The sequence below is a fragment of the Arthrobacter cavernae genome (genome assembly GCF_017368795.1).
GTDB classification, from domain to species: domain Bacteria; phylum Actinomycetota; class Actinomycetes; order Actinomycetales; family Micrococcaceae; genus Arthrobacter; species Arthrobacter cavernae.
Genome location: NZ_JAFNLL010000013.1, coordinates 67,423 through 90,815 on the forward strand (window position 1 = coordinate 67,423; position 23,393 = coordinate 90,815).

Annotated in this window: 16 protein-coding genes and 2 pseudogenes; 5 read left to right on the plus strand and 13 right to left on the minus strand. The window is 60.4% G+C overall.

Annotated elements, in window-relative coordinates; translation table 11 throughout:
* The first annotated feature begins 181 nt into the window (after positions 1-181).
* A complete protein-coding gene (locus J1902_RS07305) occupies positions 182-598 on the plus strand; it encodes a hypothetical protein (protein WP_207615596.1) in 417 nt (138 codons plus the stop codon).
* A gap of 321 nt (positions 599-919) precedes the next feature.
* Here J1902_RS07305 and J1902_RS07310 read toward each other — a convergent pair whose 3' ends face one another.
* The 5 genes from J1902_RS07310 to J1902_RS07330 all read right to left on the minus strand — a co-directional run bounded on the left by J1902_RS07310 (position 920) and on the right by J1902_RS07330 (position 5,267).
* Positions 920-1,225, minus strand: a complete 306-nt coding sequence (locus J1902_RS07310; protein WP_207615597.1) for a helix-turn-helix domain-containing protein — start codon at positions 1,223-1,225, stop codon at positions 920-922.
* On the minus strand, positions 1,225-1,578 hold the full coding sequence (locus J1902_RS07315; protein WP_207615598.1) for a type II toxin-antitoxin system RelE/ParE family toxin: 354 nt from the start codon (positions 1,576-1,578) through the stop codon (positions 1,225-1,227). Before J1902_RS07315 ends, J1902_RS07310 begins: the two co-directional genes overlap by 1 nt.
* Positions 1,579-1,712: 134 nt before the next feature.
* A complete protein-coding gene (locus tag J1902_RS07320) occupies positions 1,713-4,133 on the minus strand; it encodes a TOTE conflict system archaeo-eukaryotic primase domain-containing protein (RefSeq protein ID WP_307794391.1) in 2,421 nt (806 codons plus the stop codon).
* 568 nt (positions 4,134-4,701) lie between these two features.
* Complete coding sequence (locus J1902_RS07325) at positions 4,702-5,070, minus strand: type II toxin-antitoxin system death-on-curing family toxin (RefSeq protein ID WP_207615600.1); 369 nt, start codon at positions 5,068-5,070, stop codon at positions 4,702-4,704.
* On the minus strand, positions 5,067-5,267 hold the full coding sequence (locus J1902_RS07330) for a ribbon-helix-helix protein, CopG family (protein WP_207615601.1): 201 nt from the start codon (positions 5,265-5,267) through the stop codon (positions 5,067-5,069). The genes J1902_RS07325 and J1902_RS07330 overlap by 4 nt, the downstream gene beginning before the upstream one ends.
* 665 nt (positions 5,268-5,932) lie before the next feature.
* On the opposite strand from J1902_RS07330, the pseudogene J1902_RS07335 reads away from it, so the two are divergent.
* Positions 5,933-6,272: pseudogene (locus tag J1902_RS07335) on the plus strand (LexA family protein).
* 190 nt (positions 6,273-6,462) lie between these two features.
* On the opposite strand, the gene J1902_RS07340 reads toward J1902_RS07335, so the two are convergent.
* The 4 genes from J1902_RS07340 to J1902_RS07355 all read right to left on the minus strand — a co-directional run bounded on the left by J1902_RS07340 (position 6,463) and on the right by J1902_RS07355 (position 12,425).
* A complete protein-coding gene (locus J1902_RS07340) occupies positions 6,463-7,500 on the minus strand; it encodes a hypothetical protein (protein ID WP_207615602.1) in 1,038 nt (345 codons plus the stop codon).
* 1,227 nt (positions 7,501-8,727) lie between these two features.
* Positions 8,728-9,039 (minus strand): Fic family protein, encoded by a 312-nt coding sequence (locus tag J1902_RS07345; RefSeq protein ID WP_207615603.1) that lies wholly within the window; start codon positions 9,037-9,039, stop codon positions 8,728-8,730.
* A gap of 357 nt (positions 9,040-9,396) precedes the next feature.
* On the minus strand, positions 9,397-10,872 hold the full coding sequence (gene pntB, locus J1902_RS07350) for a Re/Si-specific NAD(P)(+) transhydrogenase subunit beta (protein ID WP_242701727.1): 1,476 nt from the start codon (positions 10,870-10,872) through the stop codon (positions 9,397-9,399).
* Positions 10,869-12,425, minus strand: a complete 1,557-nt coding sequence (locus tag J1902_RS07355) for a Re/Si-specific NAD(P)(+) transhydrogenase subunit alpha (RefSeq protein ID WP_207615605.1) — start codon at positions 12,423-12,425, stop codon at positions 10,869-10,871. The genes pntB and J1902_RS07355 overlap by 4 nt, the downstream gene beginning before the upstream one ends.
* Positions 12,426-13,486: 1,061 nt before the next feature.
* Between J1902_RS07355 and J1902_RS07360 the strand changes: the two are divergent.
* Together J1902_RS07360 and J1902_RS07365 are read left to right on the plus strand one after the other, a co-directional pair.
* Positions 13,487-14,391, plus strand: a pseudogene (locus J1902_RS07360) (IS982 family transposase).
* A 750-nt stretch (positions 14,392-15,141) separates the two neighbouring features.
* The gene (locus J1902_RS07365; protein WP_207615606.1) at positions 15,142-15,867 is read left to right on the plus strand and encodes an Abi family protein; all 726 of its coding nucleotides are present in this window, start codon (positions 15,142-15,144) and stop codon (positions 15,865-15,867) included.
* 253 nt (positions 15,868-16,120) lie between these two features.
* On the opposite strand, the gene J1902_RS07370 is transcribed toward J1902_RS07365, so the two are convergent.
* The 3 genes from J1902_RS07370 to J1902_RS07380 form a co-directional block, all read right to left on the minus strand.
* On the minus strand, positions 16,121-18,049 hold the full coding sequence (locus J1902_RS07370; protein WP_207615607.1) for a coiled-coil domain-containing protein: 1,929 nt from the start codon (positions 18,047-18,049) through the stop codon (positions 16,121-16,123).
* The gene (locus J1902_RS07375) at positions 18,046-18,243 is read right to left on the minus strand and encodes a hypothetical protein (protein WP_207615608.1); all 198 of its coding nucleotides are present in this window, start codon (positions 18,241-18,243) and stop codon (positions 18,046-18,048) included. Before J1902_RS07375 ends, J1902_RS07370 begins: the two co-directional genes overlap by 4 nt.
* A gap of 343 nt (positions 18,244-18,586) precedes the next feature.
* The gene (locus J1902_RS07380; protein WP_207615609.1) at positions 18,587-19,879 is read right to left on the minus strand and encodes a hypothetical protein; all 1,293 of its coding nucleotides are present in this window, start codon (positions 19,877-19,879) and stop codon (positions 18,587-18,589) included.
* A 2,056-nt stretch (positions 19,880-21,935) separates the two neighbouring features.
* Here J1902_RS07380 and J1902_RS07385 point away from each other — a divergent pair.
* Positions 21,936-22,118 (plus strand): hypothetical protein, encoded by a 183-nt coding sequence (locus J1902_RS07385; protein ID WP_207615610.1) that lies wholly within the window; start codon positions 21,936-21,938, stop codon positions 22,116-22,118.
* 19 nt (positions 22,119-22,137) lie between these two features.
* On the opposite strand, the gene J1902_RS07390 is transcribed toward J1902_RS07385, so the two are convergent.
* A complete protein-coding gene (locus tag J1902_RS07390) occupies positions 22,138-22,776 on the minus strand; it encodes a hypothetical protein (RefSeq protein ID WP_207615611.1) in 639 nt (212 codons plus the stop codon).
* Positions 22,777-23,393: the final 617 nt, after the last annotated feature.

Genomic DNA, 23,393 nt, shown 5'->3' on the forward strand with positions numbered 1-23,393 from the left:
CGATGTGTGCTCCTCGGCGGCGAATTGCTCTAGCCTACGATCGAGGTCTTCGGGACGCGAGGATTCAATGGCCATCCCAAATGGCGCCGAATTAGCCCCAAGGCCATTTCTAGGAATCTGCCGACCCGACCTTCGAAGGGATGCTGTAGTAACGACTCCGTCCGACGCGCTTAATGAGGCCGTGACGGACGAAGCCTTCGAGGAGGTCCAGGAGTTCGGCGCGATTGAGGTTCGCCGAAACTCGTTCTGCATGCGCGCGTCGGAGTTTATGCAATGCTGGCATATCCTCAAGGGTGGACGCGGCTTCGACAGTGAGGGTGCCGTGCAGGGCGAGCAAATGCCCAACGTCGTGTCGGTTGAGCCCGGGTGTACGCCCGGTGTGGTTGCGGTGGTTCAGTTTTACGAATACCTCTTCGAGCGTTGGCTCAGAGCGGTTCTCCGGGTAGCGACAGCCGCGGCAGACCCAGGGGTTCACATTAGAACGGCGCGATTCAGGCAACTTGAAGATTCTGTCACCCGGGACGAACGCCCCTCCGCAAATTCCGCAGACACCAGGAAACTTGGCAACGATGCCGAACCTCTCCTCATGATTTCCTAGCGTCTGCTTCCTAACCGCCGGGGGTCGACAGTGTGCCAAGTCCTCCGCGTTTGTCATGAGACAAACCTACTGCGATAGCAGCAAGAAACCACTCTGACGCTGCGGAGACAATGTGCCCGAGTTTGGACTCGAACGGGTTTCCGGACCCTCAAAACACTGGACTCCGCAGGAAACACACGGAATCCGGGCCCGTCCGGCAGCAGCACGGGCGAGTCGGAAGCCCAGGGTGTGCACATCGTGACACCCTGGGCTTCCGCATTTGAACCTCGCCGTCGGTATGGGCAAGACGACTGCCGAGGCGGACCGCCCCGAGTCGCTTCGTCAGGCGATCTGAATTCGTTCGTCGCCGAGTTCAACCTCGACACGAAGCCGGCCACCGAGCGCCTCGACGTATTTTCGCAAGGTGTCGACCTGAGCACGATCAATGTCACCGTGTTCGATGCGGGACACCCTGTTCTGACTGACGTGTAAACGTCCGGCCAGCTCGACCTGCGTCAGCTCCGAGGCCTCGCGGAGCTCCCGAAGCCGGTAGGCCCGGACTTCATCGAGCATGCGCTTCTTGTGGGCATCCACAGCAATCCGGTCAACAGGACGCTTGGCCAGCAGTTCCTCAATGGACTTCGCCACTACGATTCTCCTCTCAGAATCCTCAGATGATCGTCAAATAAGTCATCCGCAACCGGAATGTTCGTCTTGTACCACTTGGTCCAGTTGCCTGCCTTGTCCCCAGCGACAAGCAGGATCGCCCGCCGCTCAGGATCAAATGCAAATAGGATTCGTAGTTCTGACCGCCCGCTCGATCCCGGCCGCAGCTCCTTCATATTCTTATGCCGCGAACGAACCACTGTATCGACCAATGGACGTCCAAGTTGAGGTCCGCGCTCGGCGAGAAGCTCCAATGCAGCAACAATCTGCTCATACGAGTCTTGGTCAAGACCTAGCAGCCACGGCTCCACGAGTCCCAGGTCAACATTCCACATCGAACCCATCATACAACTCAAGGGTTCTACAACCCAAGTGCTATATTGCCGGGAGAAGAAGGCCCGCAAGTGGACGGTCTCATCTCGGTCGAGGTGGACTCATTGACCGCTGCCGACCGCCTTTGGGAACGATGTCAGCGGATTGTGATCTTCCGCGGATCAGGGAATCCGAGTGAGACGTACCCTGGCGCCCGTTTGTTCAGGGACGCTGCCAGTACGGGTGTGGATTCGTCGTAGTAGTCGTGAACAGTCGCCACAGTTTTCCCCGGGTATGGCCGGATAACCCGGCCGACGTACTGAACCAATCTGCCCTTGAACGACACAGGCGCCGCAAGGAACAGGGTATCTAGCTTGGGGCAGTCAAAGCCTTCGCCAATGTATGAGCCCGTGCCCAAGACCAACAGGGGCTGCGCATCATCGGCGGTGGAAAGAAGGTCGACGGCGGCCTGTCGCTCCTTGGCTTTCATCGCTCCCGTGAAAACCACCGGCTTCAGACCAGCCGCCTCGAACCGGGACCTGAACGAATCAAGATGAGCTTTCCAGGTCGTCAGTACCAGGATTCGGGAGTTCTGTTCGTAGGCCGCCATGACGTCGTCGTAAATTTGCTGCAGGCGTTCCTCATCCGCGATCAAGTCCTTGTAGATGGCAGAGATCCCGCCTGGTTCGCTTGGGTCCGCGGCGCCCTCGTACGCGTATGAGGTCCGGTGCAGTTCCAAGGCCAGCGCCGGCTCGGAAATGTCGCGTGCGTGCGTTGGTAGCTGCTGCGGAGCAGCAGGAGAAATCGTGTGTGAGATTTGGCCGAGCTGGTGGTAGATTAGCGAGTCCAATTTGTCCCGCCGGTACGGCGTAGCCGTCAGCCCCAGCCAGTACCGGGCCGGGATCTGGTTCATGACGTGGCTGAACGCTGCCGCCGGGACATGGTGACACTCGTCCACGATGACAAAACCGTAGCCGGCTGTCAGCTCGGCAATATTTTCCCGGCGCGCCAGCGTAGGGAGGAGCGCTACGTCGACCCGGCCCGTCATCTTTGCACGCCCGCCTCCGATTTGGCCGCATTCCTCGTCGATGAACTCACGAAGACGGCTGCGCCATTGCTCGGCCAAGGCCTTGCGATCAACCAGAATAAGCGTTGAGACGCCACGAAACGCCATTGCAGCACAGGCCATCACAGTCTTTCCGGTACCGGGCGGGGCCACCAAGACTCCGCGATCGGAGGCAGTGGCAGCGTCCACGGCATCTTGTTGTTCCGAGCGCAGACGGGCCGAGAACTCGAAGCTCTGGGCGCCACCTGCCGCCCGTTGATCATCAATGCTCAGCGAGCTGCCACTCGATTCGACCAGTTGCTGCAAGAGCGGCAGCAACCCACGCGGCAAAATGAGGTCGCCGTCAAGCGTTTCGTCGTAGTTGCGCAGGTATCGGGGAATATTCCATGTGGATCGACGCTGGCGTTGGCGTTCATAGAACTCAGGGTTCGGCATGGACGCGGCATGCTTGACGGCTGAGATCATGGCTGGCCCCAGGTCTGCTGCCTTGATCGTCAGGCGTGACCTGAAAGCTGCATGGACGATCAGTGCGGGGCGTGGAACGATCTTGGACGATTGGGGCAGTTCGAGCCGGCGAACCTCTTGTCCCAACCTAACCGCAGGCAGCCTGCGGATATGGTCGCGAACTTCCCGGTCCGAAAGCCGATCCAGGCTGGACAGGTAAGCCCATTGGTCCTCATATGGTTCGAGGGTCGTTGTGTCGAGGAACAACGTGGTGCCATGCTGCCGGCGCTTGCCGTTCAGCGGCGCCGCAATCAAGTTACCCATGCCTTTGCCGGAATGAACGTCCTGGGCGGGGAAAAGCCTGTCATAACTGGCCAGGCTCATGCTGCCACGCAAGGCCATCGCCTCGTGGATGAGACCGGTGCCAAGCTGACGTGCCGCGGACGCTGGCATGGCGGCGCTGAAGAAGATCCACACATGGGCGCCACGTCCGGATTGGGACACTTCCAACGCTGCGGGAATCCCCCGAAAGCGAGCAGCCTTGACGTACGCCAACGCATCCAGCATTGCGGCGCCGCCGTCAAAGTCCGCAGCGACCCACCAACAGGTGTCCTGTTCAGTCAAGGGATAGAGGCCAATGTGCTGCACTCCGCGCAAATGATCCGCAACAACTAACGGAGTAAGCGGCAAGAAACTGGTACCCGCGATGCTCGCGCCCTTGCGCCAACCACCGGCGACCGCAGGAACCCAGCCGGAGCGACCGTCCCGCGAGTTTTCCCACCGGACTGCGTAGACATCACCGCGCGCCCTGAACAGATCCTGGAACAGACGGACTTTCGCTTCCGGCGACGATTCCATGGTGACCGGACCATGGTGCATCACCGCAGGAATTACAGCCTGGGCCAGGTGTGCTGCCTTTGACTCCGCTTCCGTCAGTTCCAAGACTTTCCGCAGCCTGGCATTCTCAAGGCGCAGTTCCTCGAGCTCGCGTCTCAGAGCCCTGTCTGCTGCATCGGATAGGCCCGGCAATGCAGTTTGACCAGAAGCTTCAGTGGTGTTTTCAATCACGGTTCCATTGTGGTCGGCAGGGGTCATCACGCCGAAACCCGAGGAAAGTCATCCAACTGAACAGGCGTGGACACTGTCCACGCACCCTTGGATGGACAATCGTCCGAGCCACTCCAAAAGCAGCGACAGAAACACGCGAACCGAGGACAAAATCCTGAAGCAATTTCCACCTGGTCATGTCATCACAACAGCCCCGGGACATGAATAGGTGGAAGACCAAGCCAGAAAGGAGGCCCGGTGAGCCCACATCCCAGCAAGCACAGCGCCCAATAGCCAAGGCTCTGAACCGCCACCCACATAACTTCATAGGCCACCGCGGCGCCAGGCGAAGCCGAGGAACAGCGTCAGGGGGACCCGCCCAGGGCGATGTCCACACGTTAAAGCAAAAGACCCCTCTGACGAGGGGTTGAGCTGCCGTGGTGGGACTCGAACTGCATTCTCTCCCTTGCGAACACTGGGAAGTCCCGAAAACATCAGCAATCCGGTCCAGTCCGGCAGCGGTACGGCCGACTCCGACGGCCAGGGTGTGCACATTGTGAACAGCCCTGTTTTGGCTTCCTGAGCAGACCTAGCGGGGGACCATGTGCCGGGAAATCAATGAAGCAGAGTCCCGCAGTTCAACAGTGCCAGCCGCTACTCCCACCACCAGATCGAAGCCTTCATCGGTCGTGAAGTCGTGGCGGTACCCGTTGATCCAAAGCAACAACACCATGAGCGTCCAGGCAGTGCGTTTGTTGCCGTCAATGAGCGGATGGAAACGGGCCACCGACTCCAACAGCGCGGCCGCCTTCATGGCCAGGTCGGGATAGGCTTCAGCGCCCATGGCGGTTGTCGCCGGCCTGGCCAAGGCCGAGGCGAGCAATCCGACGTCGCGGATGTGGAACCCGTACCGGTCGACGATCTGAAGTGCGTCCTCGATGTCCAGATACGCGGTCACGCGTCCTCAAGACGCGTGAGCAGCTCAGCATCATGACTCATCACAAAATCCAGTCCTTCACTGATCTCACGGCGACGCGCGTGGCGCTGCAGAACCAGTTCGGCACCCTGAAGCAAGAGAGCAGACTTGGATGTATGTTCCTCGGCTGCAAGCCGCTCAAGCCGGCGGTCAAGTTCTTCGGGAACACGCAGATTCATGGCCATACCCAATGGTACCAAACCAGTACCACACTAGTACGAACTCCAACAGTCAATCGCGGCCCGCCCCACACCGGAAACGAATGACGTCACCGAGGACTTCACGTTCCGCTGGCCTAATCCTGGGCTGCTGGAAGCACGTCATGTCGCGTGGGCCCGGGAATGCCATGAAGAAGTAGCAAGCCAAGAACGTCACCCACCCCAAGGAAAGAGGCACCCGTGACGGCTATGTCTGACAGGGTTGGTGGGCCCGCCCTGGCCTGCTATCTGCCTGGGCGGGGAACTCTTTCCGCGGGGAAGCCGAAGACCAGGGTCTTTACGCCCTAGTTCTGGATGCTCCAGACGCGCCGGACGCGTATACTTGTAAGTGGCCTGCGGGACGGGCGAGGGAGCCGAAAGGCTGAGAGGCCAGAAGATCGAAAGGTTGACTGGCGACCCCCAATTACCTGATCCGGACAATACCGGCGAAGGAAAATCGCCTCGCAGGTCTCGTCATGTCTGCGGAAATGCCCTCAGGCCCGGAGCGCGCGCCGGTTAGCGCATGCGGCAACACCCGCTCCCTCTCACCCCCGCCCCGGACAGGCAACGCCCTTTGCCGACAGCGCGGGCGCACTCTCCATTGCCGGCAGCTTGGCGGACGATGTGGCACGCGAGCTGATTGGCCGATACGCCCCGCCCAGGACTCCTTTGAAGGCCGGATCGACCTGAACGAGCACCTGATCAAGGACATCACCAGCACCTACGTGGTGCGGGTGACCGGGGACTCCATGGAAAACGCGAGAATCAGCGACGGCGACGAACTGATCGTCAACCGCGCTGGAACCCAAGGACGGATCCGTCGTCGTCGCCGTCCTTGACGACGAGCTGACCATCAAGCGGCTGCGGATCACCGCCGCCGGGGTGGTGCTGCAGGCCGAGAACCCCCGCTACCCGGACATCCGCATCCCCGCCCTGGCCGACCTCGTCATTTGGGGCGTCGCCACACGGTGCCTCCACAGACTCTAGTGCGCGCGCTTTTCCCTTAAATGCGAACTTTGCGGCTTTGCTGGACGCTTTATTGCCCTCTTGCCACGGGTCGGCGCTTATCGGCTAGGCCCGCGTCTGCACATCGATGACTACCTGTCTCCCGGGCGCTGAGCCCCCCCTGTCTCCCACAGGGCACGGCGCTCGGGCCCCTTCACATGCGGGGATGGCTTCAGATCCAGTCGTCTGAGACGCCCGGGACTGTGCCGTCCCGGTGCACCGCGACCATCTGGGCCGCGCTCATCCCCCTCAGGTACCCCTCGGCTGCCTGCGCGGCGGTGATCCCCGCGTCGGCGAGCCTCATCAGGTCGTGCTCGTCCGGCAAGGCTGACAGCCCTGCCGCCCCCGAGGCCCCCGCCAAGACCTCCACCCCGAATAGGATCAGGCGCCGCTCGAAGTCGAGACCGCGCCTCCCGCCGTAGGCGGCACGCGAGAGGGCGCTGGCAAGCCTCACGGTGCGGGCATCCCGCGGGATCTGCGCGGCGAAGTCGCCGCCGTGCCGTACAGCGAGCCGGTAGACCCCAGTCTTGACCTCGTTCGGGGTCGCCAGGCCGATCCCGAACCGCTCGATCCAGCCGCTGATATCCTCGGCCCGGAGCGGCTGCTCTGAGCCCGACTTCACGCTGGCCAGCAGCCCACCGAGAGTACCCTCGTCGTCGTCGGCGTCGAGGAACCGCGAGATGCCGATCTGGAGGATGTCCCGCAGATCAATCCTGCGCTCCTGCACCGCGGCCCAGACCGTCTTGTTCCTCCGGAGCTTGCCGAGCAGGTCCTCCCCCAGCTTCTCCCCGAAGCCCTCCGGGTCCTCATAGAAGGACAGGGGGGAGTGCTGGAAGCGGTCGAGCACCTCCGAAGGCATCGCCGCCCAGCGGAGCGCCGCCTCCGCGGCGTCGTGGTTGTCCTCGACGAGATCGTCGAGCCCTTGCTCTTCGAGGAACGCGACGGCCTCGTCCGCCGTCGTGATCCCCGCGTCGAGCAGGGCCACGGCAGTCTCCGGGGACGCCACGCAGAGGACCTCGCAGAAGTTGTATGGAGTGGCCGTAAACTCGAACTCGGCCTTGCGCCCCCCGCGGCTCGTGCGCTTGGCGAGGGCGTCCAGCAGGCTGTTGCTACTCGGGAGGTCGCGAGCGTACGTCTCCACGACGCGGCGGTGCACATCGTAAGACGGAGCGTCCGGGAACCTCCGCCCCGGCACGCGATCGCTGCCCATACGTCCGAGACTAGACCCTTCCCGCGTCGTCAGAGGTCCTCGGGACGGGAACCGCACGTTCCTTGAGAGGCATGGCCGACCGATTTCGTCTCGTCCCGGCCCAGATCACCGACAGACAAGGCGGAGACCACCGTCTACCGGCGACCTCCCAAACCTCGTCCACGACGAAGACACACACTTGGCGAGGTCACACATGCTCACAGAGCCACACTTTTTGGAGTTTTGTACACTCAGGGACCTAATAGGCCCCTGACGCGGGGAAACACTGTGCCCGAGGTGGGACTCGAACCGGACTCCAGGGCTTGAAATCGCTGGGAAGTCGCGGAAATATGCGGAATCCGGGCCAATCCGGCAGATGTACGGCCCAGTCCGACAGGCAAAGTGTGGACAGTGTCCACACTCTCTTTTTGCCTTGCCGCAGCAACGCCGGGCTCGCAAGAAGTGTCAGCGGAACCCAAGGAGACCGCCGAATTGAACCTGCACGGGCCGCCCGCATTGATTCCGCCGCAACATGACGTTCGAGCACCTGTCCTGGACGCACGCACATCATCCCCACTCCCTTCTATCCGCCATCGGTTCTCGCACCCTTCATTGCGCAGCCTACGGTGCAGGATATGACCGAACCGGGAGGATTGAGGGCTTCTCTAACTCCGAAGGGCCTGAGCCGCCATCAGGGAGAGGACCGCTTCGGACTCCGGATTGAACGGCGGGCGGGTCATGGTGGTGGTCATCAGAACTCCTTTGTTCTTCGCCGCTCAACTGCGGCGTCCGTTTCATCGTCCCCCGCCCAGGATCTTGCCGAACACCGCCGAATGCGGCTGATTGCGGCGACCCCACCCGCCGTTCGCGCGGTACCAGCGAACAGCATGAAGATATGGTCGCGCCGACAATACGTCAGGAGCCGGTAGTCCAGTTTGCCCTCGGGAATGTGCCCGATATGGGCGATTTGGTCTCGTTGAAAACCATCGCGTGCTGGGCGATCTCAATTGACTGACTGTTGGCGTCAGGGAGTCGTTGCAGCGCCTTGCCTTCAGCCGACGTGGCGAGGGTGATCCCCCTCTTGCTTGCAAGTCCCGGGGTTCCGCCAGAAGACCGTGGGACTTGGATCCATCCGCTTTTCGTTCCCAAATGCTGGCCCTACCGAAAATTCCAGGCTTCGTGTACGACTCAGTCCGGAGGGCAAGTATGGACAACGTCCACACCCCCTCTCTTGCCAGTTCCGACGGACTAACGAGCCACGAACTGCTTCGAAATTTCCGCGGCAGAGTCCCGCAATTCGATCTTGCCAGCGGCGACGCCCACGACCAGCTCAAAACCCTCATCGGTCGTGAAGTCATGGCGGCAGCCGTTGATCCACAACAGCAGGACCATGAGCGTCCAGGCGGTGCGCTTGTTGCCGTCGACGAGTGGACGGCAACGGGCCACCGACTCCAGCAACGCAGCCGCCTTCATCGCCAGGGCCCCACCGACGGTGGATCTGACCGCTGCAGGAATGCCGATGCCGCCATCCTGAAGCAGGCTGACGGCATCGGCTGCCATGCAGGTTATCAAGGCTCCCCTGGGAGCCGGCCAGTCCTACTCCACGGATTCTTCAAGCAATTCGTGCCTATGGTGGAGCAGGAACTCATGCTTGTGGTGAAGACCGATCCACGGTGAGGCGGCCAGTTCGTCGATGTCGAAAACGTGACGGGGTGAGGGAACTTCTTCTGGGCCGGAGATCCGGTCCAGAACGCTGGATCTGAAACCCTTCCCTGCGGGGATGCTGAAGGGAACTCGCCGTCTGCGCATCGTGTTTCCTCTCATCAGGTGGTCAGGGGCGCGTATGTGTCGAGACCACAGGTAGCCGGGCCGAGTATTGCGGCCTGGATATCTGGACACGTCAGGAGGGGGCTCCTCTTAGAAGGCTTTGAGGATGTCTTCGACGCGTTGTTTGGCGTCGCCGAAGAGCATTTGAGAGTTGTCGCGGTAGAAGAGGGGGTTTTGGACGCCTGCATATCCGGCGGCCATGGAGCGTTTGAACACAATGACGTTTTCGGCTTCCCAGACTTTGAGGACGGGCATGCCGGCGATGGGGCTTCCCGGGTCCTCCGCGGCGGCGGGGTTGACGGTGTCGTTGGCGCCGATGACCAGGACCACCGAGGTCTCGCCTAGGTCGTCGTTGATTTCATCCATTTCCAGGACGATGTCGTAGGGGACCTTGGCTTCCGCGAGGAGGACGTTCATGTGACCGGGCAGGCGGCCTGCGACCGGGTGGATCCCGAACCGCACGTTCACGCCGCGTTCCCGCAGCTGGTGGGCCAGCTCCGCAACCGGGTACTGGGCCTGGGCCACTGCCATGCCGTAGCCGGGGGTGATGACCACGCTGGAGGCGTTGGTCAGCATTTCAGCGGTGGCCTGGGCGGTGATTTCGCGGTGTTCCCCGTGGTCCGCGGCGTCCGATGCTGCGGGGGCGGCGATGCCGAACCCACCGGCGATCACGGAGATGAAGGACCGGTTCATGGCCTTGCACATGATGTAGGACAGGTAGGCGCCGGAAGAGCCCACCAGGGCGCCGGTGATGATGAGGAGGTCGTTGTTGAGCAGGAAGCCGGCTGCTGCCGCGGCCCAGCCGGAATAGCTGTTGAGCATGGAGACGACCACGGGCATGTCGCCGCCGCCGATGGACGCGACCAGGTGCCAGCCCAGCCCGAGGGCCAGGACGGTAACGACGATCAGCAGCCAGAGCTGGGAGTCGTTGACGTACCAGACGGTCAGGGCGATGAATGCGGCCAGCGCCCCGAGGTTGATGGCGTTCTTGCCCGGCAGCATCAGGGGTGAGGATTTCATCCGGGCCGAGAGCTTCAGGAACGCCACGATGGAACCGGTGAAGGTCACCGCGCCGATGAACACGCCGATGAACACCTCGGCATGGTGGATCGCCATCAGCTCCGGGGACAGGGCGGGGGCTTCGAGGTGGCCGTTCCAGCCCACCAGGACGGCGGCGAGGCCCACGAAGCTGTGCAGCAGCGCGATGAGCTCCGGCATGCCGGTCATTTCCACCACGCGTGCGCGCCAGAGACCGATGGCCCCGCCGAGCAGGACCGCGGCCACGAGCAGGCCCAGGCCGGTGAGGGCGTGGCCGGTGCCCCAGGCGTCCTGGATTGTCAGCCAGATGGTGGCGGCGAGGGCGATGATCATGCCGGTGATGCCGTAGATGACGCCGGCGCGGGCTTTCTCGTGTTTGCTCAGCCCGGCGAGGCTGAGGATAAAGAGCAGGGCCGCGACAACATAGGCCGCCCCCGCGATGGAGTCGGCGGTCAACGGACCGGAGACGGTGTCAGACACGGTAAGGCTCCTCGTAAGTGTTGCTGCTGTTTCGGTGGCGGCGTTCATGAACGTGCCTTCCCGGCCGAGAACATCGCGAGCATGCGACGGGTGACGGCGAAGCCGCCGAAAATGTTGATGCTGGCCAGGAGGACCGCGACGGCGGCGAGGACCTGCATGATGATGTTGTCGGAGGTGACCTGCAGCAGGGCGCCGACGACGATGATTCCCGAGATCGCGTTGGTGACGGACATCAGCGGGGTGTGCAGGGCGTGGTGGACTTTCCCGATCACGTAGAAGCCGACCACGATGGAAAGCATCAGGACCGTGAAGTGCTGGGGCAGCGGCGCCGGGGCAACGGCGTTGATCCCGAACAGCACCGCGATCCCCGCGGCGAACAGACCCCCCTTACCGGCAGGGCTGAGGCCCTGCTTCTTTTTCGGCGCAGTATTGTTGGCGGCCGTCCCGGCTTCCGTCTTCACTTGGGGTGCGGCGGAGACCTGGACCGGGGGCGGCGGCCAGGTCCTCTCACCCTCACGCACCACCGTCACCGACCGCTGGACGACGTCGTCGAAATCGATCCGCAGGACCCCGTCCTTGTCCGGCGTGAGGAGCTTGAGCAGGTTCAGCATGTTCGTCCCGTACAGCTGGGACGCCTGCGCCGGCAGCCGGGCCGGGAGATCCGTGTAGCCCAGGATCACCACCCCGTTGTCCGTGACGATGCGTTCCCCGGCGACGGAGCCCTCCACGTTCCCGCCCTGCCCGGCTGCCATGTCCACAATCACACTGCCCGGCTTCATCCCGGCCACGTCCTCGGCGGTGAGCAGCTTCGGGGCCGGACGGCCCGGGATCAGGGCCGTGGTGATAATGATGTCCACATCAGCCGCCTGCTCCGTGTAGATCTCCGCGGCACGGGCGTTATACGCCTCGGACGTGGCCTTCGCGTACCCGTCGGAGGACTCCATCTCCTCGGCCACCTCAACCTTGAGGTAGGTCCCGCCGATCGACTTCACCTGGTCCGCGACCTCGGGCCGCGGATCCGTCGCACGCACAATCGCCCCGAGGCTGCTCGCAGCCCCAATCGCCGCCAGGCCGGCCACCCCGGCGCCGGCGACCAGGACCTTCGCCGGCGAAACCTTGCCCGCCGCCGTCACCTGACCGGTGAAGAACCGGCCGAACTCATGCGCGGCCTCAATCACGGCCCGGTACCCGGCGATGTTCGCCATCGAGCTCAGGACGTCCATAGACTGCGCCCGGGAAATCCGCGGCACCGCATCCAACGCCAGCGCCGTGATCGGCCGTGCCGCCAATGCCACCACAAGCTCGGGCCGCAGTCCGGGGCTCAGCGAGCCGATCAGCGTGGCGCCCACTGCAAGGCGGCCGATCTCATCCTCAGTAGGCGGATTGATCCGCAACACCACCTCACTGCCCCACGCCTCATCAGCCCCAACAATCAAGGCACCCGCCGCAGCGTAGTCTTCGTCCCTGAAGGAAGCGGACTCGCCCGCACCCTTTTCGACCACAACCTCGTAGCCCAGCCCCAACAACTGCTGTACGGTTACAGGCGTTGCTGCAACCCTCGTTTCGCGGCCCAACTCGGCCACGATGCCAATACGCGTCATTTGCTGCTCTCTTTCATCATGAATATGCCCGGGACGGAAATCCGCCGCGCGGGCGTACCGACGTGTGTTCAATCGCCAGGGAGCCTGCAGACGCTAACCGTCGAGCATGTCGGGTTGCGGAGCCGCGGTCCCGGACGCCCGTCTCGCGGCCCTGCGATGTCTGGCGCTGACTTAAGTGGAGCAATTTTCAGCACCGTGACTCCGCAAACGGCGCGATGGGGACGGAACATCACTCGAACCACAGCCAGTCCAACGCTGCCGGTACTGCCTCGCTGCAGTCCCAGCTGGCTGTCCCGACGCGGCAAATCTTTCCTTGGTCACTACTTTTCAGCACTTCCAAGAGGCTTTCCAGAGAAAGTCATGGAAAGAAGTTCATTTCTTCGCGTATTCTCAAAAACTCAGCAATTCGACATGCAGAAAGGACTGTGGTTTATCTGTTGACGCACTATCCCTTATCGGTGCGATAGACCACATTAGAGGAAAGTGTCCTCAGGCCTTTGGCGACATTTTCAGTGCTTACGTCTCGGCGCCGGGGCTGAGGTGTCCCGGAAGGCAGCGACGGCCTCCTGGACGATAGCAACCTCCTCGAGTTCGGCGGGCTTTGCACCGTGGCAGCAGTGAATCCTCTCGTCCTGCCGGTGGTTCACGCAGCACTGTTTCGCTGGTCCCCTCGCCCCGGGTCAAGGGGAACGTCATCCGGCGGCTGCCCTCCCCGATGAGGTGCTGGACCGGCAAGGTGCCGTCAGTGGGGAGATCGTCGGCAGGGCTTCTGTGACGGGCACGTCGATGTCCTAGCCCTGTCGATGTCAACGCCTGTGAGCGGAAATACACGATATGGCTGGCGTTTCCGAAATCCTCAAGAAACTTCCCGATAGTCATGTCCTCCTACAACGCCGGGACATGGACAGGTGATGGCCAAACAAGGCCCACCAAAGAAAGGTCAGAAGGAGGCCCAATTACCGCAGATCCCGACAGCGAAGCCTCACTGGATGATTGAGTCCGAATAGCGCTCGACCGTGTGGGAGCTGCCAATCGTAGGCGGAGGGTGTTAAGCCCGGTGTGTGAAAACTGACGTTGACACCCTCCTGACCACACTTTACGTCTATCTCGATGATCATGTCCTGCCCGGCTTGGGCTGGGCCCGCGCCCGGATCCCGGGACAGAAACCGGCCCTGAGCGATGCCGAGCTGCTCTGCCTGGCAGCAGCGCAGCATCTGCTCGGTATCTCCTCGGAACGCAAGTGGATCCGGTACGCCGCCAAGCACCTGGCCGCCATGTTCCCGAACCTGCCCGGACAATCCGGCTACGGCAAACGGCTCCGCAACCAGTCCGGGCTGATGTCTGCCGTGATCACCGCCCCGGCCCGGGACACCCCCTCCTGGGCCGAGAACCTGCGCCTGCTGGACTCCACCCCGCTGCCCTGCGGCCAATCACGGAAAACCGTCCAACGGTCCGATCTGTCCGGCCAGGCCGGCTACGGTTACCGCGCCTCCCACTCACGCTTCTTCTGGGGCTTCCGCCTGTACCTGCTCAGCCCGAAGGAATGCCCGTGATCTGGGGCCTGGCGAACCCGAAACTCGGAGAACGCGGGGTCACCGAGGCCCTGCTCCGCCACGACCACCACCTCATCGGCACCGGGCAGGTCATCCTCGCCGACAAGGGCTTCGCCTGCGGCGAGTTCGAACGGTTCATCACCGAGGACCCGGGCGCCACCCTGATCCGCCCGGACCGCAAGGACGAGACGCCGCGCTTCGGCAAGTTCGGCGGCATCAGGCAATGGATCGAGTCCGTCATCGACACCCCCAAAGGCCAACTCACCCTCGAACAACACGCCGGACGGACCCTTCCCGGCGTCTACGCCCGAGTCGCGGCCCGGCTCCTCGCCCTCGCCCTCGCCGCAGGCATCTGGCACAACTGGAGCATCGAGGCACCCGACAAACGCTCACTCATCGCCTACGACCACTGAACCATTCGGACTCAATGATCCAGTCAGGGCCCTGAACCCGCCAGCACATGACTTCAAAGGCCACCGCGACGCCCAGTACCGCCCGCGGCAAGCGTTAGAGGGGCCGCGGAGGGTCAATGTGAACAGGTTAAGAGCAAAAGACCCCTCTGACGAGGGGTCATGCTGTGCCCGAGGTGGGACTCGAACCGGACTCCAGCCCTTGCAAACACTGGGAAGTCCCGGAAACATGCGGAATCCGGCCCGGTCCGGCAGCAGTACGACCCAGTCCGAGACCCAAAGTGTGGACAGTGTCCACACCCCCAATTCCACCCTCCAATGTCCTTGGTCGAACTGCCGCACCCGCATCAAGTGGGTGCGGCGCTTTATTGTCATGACCAGAAGATCCTTCCTGCCGGAGGAGCCCACGCATGACCGCAAGCAGGTCATGTCCGAGCTCGTTGCAGGATTCCCGCGCAGGCCGCACGGCAGACTTGGTCTGTGGTGTCTTCACAGTGGCTCCACCTCCCTTCAGCCGTTCATGGTCTGATCCGCTGACGGCCGCATGACCGGCGGCAGTACGCGCCCTGGCGGCGGAGGCCCAAGGCCGGAACAAGGCGGCGGACGGGCGGTTCGGCTGGCTCTGGGACATCCGGGGGCCTGAAATTCTTCCAGCCGCAGTTAACGGCTGAGGGCCCCGTAGCGCCTGGCCACGGGACCCTCAGTAATCCATAACAGGGAACCTGCCCCTGTCTTCCTCTACAGTTTAGTCCCATGGCGTCAACGCACCAAACACCGATCGAACGGGTCCTCCAACACAGGATCAGCCCGGAACGTCTTGCACCCTACATCCGCGAGACACCCACCCTGCAGGAGGCCATCCGCCTCTACCGGTGGAACATCGACCTCTCCGGCGCCGTCTACGAAGCCCTGCATGTTTTCGAAGTCGTCCTCCGCAATGCCATGGACGAGCAACTCTGCAGCTGGAACGCCTCCCAATTGGACCCTGATACCGGCCGACGTCACTCGTACGACTGGCTCATCGACCCAAGCGCCCTACTGCTCCGCATCGCCGGCCGCGACATCCCCGAGGCCAGACGTCGCGCACTCAAATCCACTACACGCCGGCCACAGGGCCAACGGGAGCCCCTCCATGAAGACATCCTGGCCGCGATGTCCCTCGGAACCTGGCGCTTCATCCTGCCCGGCCGCCACGACGCCGGCAAACAGCGCCTCTGGGACGAAGCTCTCCACCTAGCATTTCCCCATCTGCGCAGAACCCCGAGAGAACTCGAACGCGCCGTCGAAGGCGTCTACAACCTCCGGAACCGGATAGCCCACCTTGAACCGATCATCAACAGCAACGTCCCAGCCCAACTCGTCAACATGCGAACGGTCATCGGCGCCATCGACCAACAGCTACTCTCCTGGTTCACCAGCACAGAACGCATCAGCGCCTCAATCACGGCCCGGCCCTCCCCCGCATCCAGCACAAGATAGGCAAACTAAACTGAGCGATCATCGCCGATGGATGCGTACGCGTTTGTCGGCTTGTTGATTCCCTCGGTCAAGGGGTAGCGTCCCAGGCCGGCGGGCTAGTGCTGATGGAAGCCGTCCGGGCCAGGATCCAATGCTGCCAGAAACATCTCGTGCTCCATCCAGTCGTCTTCCAATGGAATGAGCTGATTGGGTCCACGACTTCATGGGGTGGAGGAAGGAACGACATGGCGAAGGACAGGCTTGCTACTACGGCCTACGCTTCTTCGACTCCGATTCTCCTAACGGCGTCCCTGCCAGGGTGGCGAACTGTTGGAACAGTCGGGTGATCGTAGTCGAAATCGAACTGTTCGTAATCCTGCCGGTAGTCGGCAGGAAGCTCGTTGTCGCCAATAATCACTTGCACCCGGCCCTGGGCTGCATCGGCCATCGTGACCAGCTTCCGATAGAGGGCGGCAGAGAGATCATCACTGTTATTTAGAGAGGTGCGTGGGCTATCCATCAGCAAGAACGCAGGAAAATGAGTGTCTCGCCGTCGTAGCGCGACGTTCATGAGCGATATCCAGTAGGCAACTTGGGTGGCCGTTCGTAGCCCGCCCACAGGACTAAACTTCTGAAATGACTTTCCATTTAGGATGGGGAGATAGGTCTTGCGATCAATCTTCGCCGTTTTGACACCAGGAAGGCCAATGGCGGATACCAATTCGGAAAACTCTTCATCAAGTTCATCAAAAACGTCAATACGTCTAACGTTCAGCGCAGCTTCCGCAACATTCAGGTCTCCTTTTTTGGAGTCCAGTTGACGTTGAAAGCCAACCGCTTTCTGCTCAAGATCGTCTGCCCGGTCCCATTGGATAAGCGTCTTCTCGAGTTCGCGCTGCTGGGCTTCTGCTTCGGCTTTACTTGCAGTTGCATCCGCGAAGGCCTGCAGTTGGGGGGTTATCCGTTCCTGTGTGCGCTCTTGGATGCGACCACTCAAATCGACGATCAGTGCTTTCCGGTCCTCTATCACACGGGACAGGGCGTCGTAGGATGAGGAGACACTTACAAGCTGTGCATCCATTTCCTTCGCTTGATCGCGAAGTTGGTCTTGCTCGTAAGTTGAAGAATTTCCTTCGCTATCAATTTCCAACACGGGATCCGGCTGAAGACACAAGCGACAGGAATGTGCCGGCACGTTGCGATTTTTTACACTCTGCATGCATCGTGGGCAAACGGCAAATTCAATGTTTGCCAAGAGCTGCCCTGAAAACCTCATGCGATCGAGGCGCTGAATATCCTGATCGATCAAATAACGTTCACGTTTGAAATCAGAATGCTGCTGCTGGAGGAACGTTTGTGAATTCTGCGATTCCGCAAGGGTTCTCTCAGCTTCGCCCAGAAGCTCACGAAGTGTTTGGGTTTCTCTATCGATCGCAGGAATTGTGAGTTCTCGAATTGAATCAAGTTGTTCCTCTGCGTCGGCTCGTTGCTTCAGTGCTTCAAATTGTGCTTTTTCAGCATCAAGTCGGCTTTGCGTATTGCTATCTGATAGAAACTGCTGCACTACGGTAAAATCGCGTTCGGCTACTTCCCAATTTCCCCGGATCGATGCAATCTGAGATCTCAATTCGAGTATTTCTGGGCTCGTCAAATCAAATAGAACCTCAAATACCGCTCGGCGCTTGGGCTGATAGTAGGTATCACCACTTCCCGCAATCTGCTTATTAATCTCACCCTGAGAGATATACATGTACTTGAACACATCATTAAAAGTGATCCGGGCACCCTGGTTCGTACTTCCGCCGCTCGCAGCTGCACGCATGTCGTCAGGAAGATCCAACGACTCAAGTAGCAGAGAGTTAAGCGTTGGCTCATCCCGCTCAATAAAGTGATCGGGGAGCCTTTGCTGATCCTTTATGTCAAAGACACGAACCCGATTCCATTCCCTCGGCAATGTGGACCGAGTAAGTTGAATCTGTTGAGCACCCACTGTGACGTCGAGGGTTACAGAAGTAATGCTGGTCTCGACTACGTCGGCCAGGAGCGCCTCCCCACCAAGCCCATGTTTTATGAGCTCAAACAAGGTGCTCTTCCCTACGCCAACGCTTCCAGCGAGTACGGTTAGCGCGGAACCAAACTCATACTCCACCAGACCGCCGGTTGTCTGCATTGAGACTCTATTGATGCGAAACTTGATGCTCATTTGATCAGCTCTCGATGTGGTCGGTCCATCAGTGCAGGGAGGCGGCTGTAGATCAGATTCTTGAGGGTATTGCCGTTGAGACCGGCCGAAGCTTCCGCGATGGCGAGGCAGCGGTCAAATGTGAATTTCCACTCGATTGAGACACTGGCCTTTTCGGCAAACTTCTTCCCTGCGGGTGTTGGGCTAAGCGCCACGCTTCCTTGGCGTCCTTTGACGTATCGGACGAATCCGCGCCCGACCAAAGCACCAATGATTGGGTAGTACCGATCGTCCCAGGGCCCATACCTGTATCGAATCATTGGAGCTTCGACGTCCGTCGACGCTAATGCTTGGTGTTCAACCAAATGTAATCGACTGTCCGCTGGATCGAGTTTTTCGAGGACTATGGGACTCAGCGCTGGATATCTGACAAGAAAGTCTAGTTTGGCCAGTTTTGTCAAGCCATCTAGTTTCCTGCTATTCCCGTTCGTCCCCGAGACGGCAACCACAAGAAGGTGCACCCGGATTTGGTGGTAGGCCAAGTCCTCCCGAAGCGCTTCAAGATGGTCGGCCAGAAGTCGTTGCTCCATTCTGCCCTCCCCCTTGAGTCTTCATATCCGAGATAAAACCTTTTACGTCGAAACCCTCGCTGAACCATACTTTGCATTGAGATGAGAGATAGCAGACCCCGCCTAGGCTTAGATCCTCATCCAGATCGAAGTTGGTTAATTCATTCTGGTTCTTCAGACGATGGGACAGCGCCGACCACAGCTCCGCCCCCCATGAACCGGAAGGGTTACGTACCCTCTGAGTTTCCTCGTCGGCGATTCGATGAAGTACACGCTCTATCTTCTTGATCTCTCCCACGCTCCCCGGCACTGCGTTTCTCAGCTCGCGGCGATAGTCGGAGTAGTCCAGCCGGAGCTGCTCCGCTCTCTCGATGCTCGTGTGGGAACAACGGCCCTGAGCCATCTTTGCGCTGAGCTTCGTAGGGCGGGAGGGAATTGCCACGGGAATATACGCATTGGGATGCCGAACCGCTGTGGCGATGGCTACTTCAATGTCACCCAGACTTACGGTACGGGATTCGACTGACTCAACGGCCCCCTGAGTCAGACCGTTCCTTCCAATCGTGGGAAGTCCGCCCTGGATGGTGTCACCGCGAGCCCTCATACGAATCCTGAGGACCTGGAGCACCACTTCCCACATTGCCTGCGCCGTAGCAGAAGCATGGCCCAACCGGGACGCAACGGGTTGGGCGTACATGCTTGATGCCGCGTGGGCGACGTAGGAGCGGCTCGGACGTCCTTCATCAATTCTGAGGATACGAAGAAATGCATGACCCGCATCAATAAGGTCGTCGGGCACGGTCAGGTCCTTAGAACGTGCTTCTGCGGGGGCCCGCCACGAATCAGGGACATTCTTGCGATACATCATTATTCCCCGGCAAAATGCATCGATGATCGTATCTAACTCGCCATTCAAGTCGTCCGCTATTCTTCCTGATTGGCTGATCTGAGATGGAAGGTTGCTGCAATCAGCTAGCCGCCTGGCTGGACCCGGCGCGGTCGCTGCGTTGGTGACCAAGCGTGCTGTTGGCTTCCTGTCAGCGGCAAGCCACCGCACAAAGAGGTGACCGACGCCGCCATCTGACACAAGGGTTGCCACGTCCTTCCAAGGGCCGGAAGATGGATCTCTATGTTTCGCTGATACGAGTTCGGCTTCGGAGCCAAGTTGAACTATCCAGTCTTCGTGCAGTTCGCAAATGATGTTGATCTCGTCTGGGTTAAGCCCCGCAAAGTCACCATTGTGCCATTGAAGGTAAACTGCGAAGCTATCGGCGGCTGCCATTGCAGCCTGCCACTCATATCGGTCGGCCGTCTGCGCTCCTGCGTCGTCTGCCTGCGGGAGAGCCAAGAGTGTCGAAATTGCACTCAGATTCGAAGAAACCGCGTTGACACCGTCAGCCAAATTGCGTGCCGCCTCATCGGCCTGGATTCCACCTGCGCCTAGGTCCGGTTGGCTTGAAGACAAGCAGGCACCTCCTCGTTCTAGTGTCAATGCTTCCAATCCTATGAGACCGGGCGCCCTGAAGTTGACAGGCCTGACACTCATGCCTGAGGTGCGTCGATGGCACTGGGAATCTCGGACACGAAGGAAGCCCGTTATCAATTGCACCAGGGCGCAATTGATAACGGCTGAATGCACGGTTGCTGCGCCGAGCAAGCAACCGGTCCGCGATTGTGATCCGTTCCGGCCCAGAGAGAAACCGGGCAGAGATCACGGCCGGCCTCTGATGGGAAATGGGAGCGTACTGCTTGATGTGCGCTGACTTCAGAACGACCGTGTGGCCGTGCCGCCAGCGAGTGCCCGAACTACGGCTGATTCCCACAATCCGGCACGCTTCGGAATTGCCCATTCCCTGTCTCATCCGCTGACCATAGTGAGCCCGAGCAGCGTTCTTCGGGGGCCCCGGGACTTCCTTGGTCTTTTCATGTCCGCCAATTGCAACTCCTAAAAACTCAGGTGTTGCGACGACCGCTGGACGCCAAGCCGTCACAATGGCTCAGTTTTCACCGTCACCGACACCCCTGCCGGGAACAGAATTGCCCTGAAGAAGGTCCGGACCCCACACACCTGTATTCTGTAGACGGATCGGACGCCAGCCACAGATCACCCCAAAGACGTTTCGGCTGAACCAGGAACGTCCTAGGAAACCTACTATCTGGGCCGCAAAGTCATGTCGCCTGCAACTGAGAACTGCATGAAGTAGTGTCGGCAGAACCAGGAGGAAGGGGTCAAAATGCTGGTCGAAAAGCCGGCTGTGCACAGAGGTATGGACATTGTTCGCACCCCCTTTGGCCCGACAAACACTCGATGAGCGCACTCTGCCGGGTTCGCAGAAAGCAGCTATCCGAGGAAGATCGTCGAAGAAGACTTTTCTTCGTCATGTCGTCGCCACAACTCTTGGGCCATGAATGTGTGAAGGCCAACAACTGGCCACCGGAACAGCCAGTTAGGACGGCACATAGCCAGATTCCAGCAAGCGGAGGGTCCGCAAGCCAGGACCCTGATACCGCTACCCCCCAACCGAATAAGGCGACTGCGGCGCCAGGCACCTGACCGCGGACAGCGTCAGAGGGCCCAGCGGAGGCTCAATGTCCACACGTAAAAGCAAAGACCCCCTCTTGCGAGGGGGTCTGCTGTGCCCAAGATAGGACTCGAACCGGGTTCCGGGCCTTGGGAACACTGGGATGTGGCGGAAACATGCGGAATCCGGGCCAGTCCGATGGTCTTACGCGCCAGTCCGAGGCGGTAAGTGTGGACATTGTCCGCACTCTCTTTTCGTTCATACGGGTGGCTTCCCGGACAGATTTGACAAGGGAAAACCAAACCCACTGGGGCGGCCGGAAGGTACCAGTCGAATGCCACCAGAGCCGACCTTTGCGGAGCAGGACGCCTTCATCAGATTCCCTCTTTTCACACATCCATGGGCAGCGGACCGGAGGCTGTATGTTCAGGCCACCGAGATAGGAATTTTTGGTTCTTGCAGCGGCGACCCGCCTCTTACACACCTTTAATGCAAAGGCTCCGTACGCGCTTCCGAGTCGCGCCGCATGTTAGCTAGGCGTAGATTCAACCTGTGCAGAGGTATGGCACGCCGGTCTAACAGGACGGCAAATGGCGCCGTATCCCAGGAAAAGCAAGGAGTAAGTTTGCAACGAGTGCGGGGCCCCCGCCGAGGAAGATCCGTCTCCCTTCCTCACAAGGGATGGCACGCGATACGTATGGGCTCCCCAACGATGTAGCGATCCGAAGTGCGTGAACCGCCAAAAGCTCTACTTGAAAAGGATTGGTACTCGCCCGTCCAGACAGGCTGATTTGGCCGCCACCTATGCTTGTGATCATGGATACATACAAGCTGACTGATCGGGACCGCAACGATGTCGAGGTCTTTGAAGCTCGGCACCAAGGTGAAGCCATTCTCCGCGCCAACGCGATAGACAAGTTGTCTAACCTCGGCGGCACCACGCTTTGGGTGCAGCAGACAAATGGAGACTGGATCGCTATCGACAATCCGAAGTCCTAGAGTCGTGGCGCCGCACAAATCAGGTGGTCTTGAGCGTTGACGTCCTTGCGTTTGTCGTACGCAGATTGTCATGATGTGTTGCAGCCGCGCTTCCAATAGATTGGATAGCACTCCATAGTTCGGTGAGGCTTGTCCCGTCATCCAGCACTGAGACTCGGTTGGTGTAGGGATCGATGTGTCGGAGCATGTTTATGGGATCAATCCCTCCGAGTTCATGCACGGAGCAGACATTCGAATCGACAAGCTGCACTGCCCCGTCCAGGATATGGGAGTCTATCCGTTCATCGAAGTGCTCGACGGCGTTGCGCACTTGCCGGTTCTTCAAGATCGAATCATCGCTCACGTTCAGCACTTTGCGGACCGCCTTAGCGCGGGCCAAAGTGAATGACCTCTTGGCCGCGTACTGTTCGTCTGAGAGGCCAGATCCAGATGGCTTCCTTTTCGGCATGACGACCCACAGAAGTTTTGAGATCTGCGCGGCGGAAGTGAGCAGCGCCTGAGCCGCCGCGTACATCTCAACGATGTCGCCATATGTAAACGCGTCCGCTTTGAAGTTATCTCTGGCGGAGATGTATCTGTCCAGTGAATGCCGCGCAAAGTCCCGCTGCCTCATGACTTCGATCAGATAGATTTTGATCATCTCGTGTTGCCATTCCATGCCTTCACTTTATGTGTTGGCGAGCGGACCTCTCGACGGCGTGAGCCACAACGGGCGCCCGGACGGCCAACCGGCTACATTCGGGTCAGGCGTGTGGCGCCCCGTCATCGTGTAGCTAATGGACAAGAGGTACTCGGCGAAGCGCTGACACGCCCGATTCTGGCCGGGTTGGGCTCGCGCGCCCTGGGAGCTCACGCGTTCTCCGCGAAGGTCAATCCCTTCCTGGCGTGTTGGACATTGCGCTGATAGTAAAAGGCAACGGCCTCACTCGTCTCCATGCCGGCCACGGTTTCGGCGCCCACCGGGCCGTTCCGCACCACCCACGAACCAGCTCGTCCAGCTTCTTGAGGCGCTTCTGGTGCCGACCCAGACAATCAACTAATCCCGGGCAGACTGCAACCAGCAAAGAGGCAGCGCCCGGATCGAATCGTCCATGGCGATGCAGAATCCGCATACGTTTTAAGGCTCGGTACAGCTCCCCTCTTCGCTATCCATCGCAGCGGTGCCGCGGCCGCGCACGTACTCGGCAATCTGCACAGCCGTCGCCCCGGAAGCCGTCCGAACCCGCCTGATGAACACCACACCGGAGACACTAGAGCAAATCCCCTTAGTGCGTG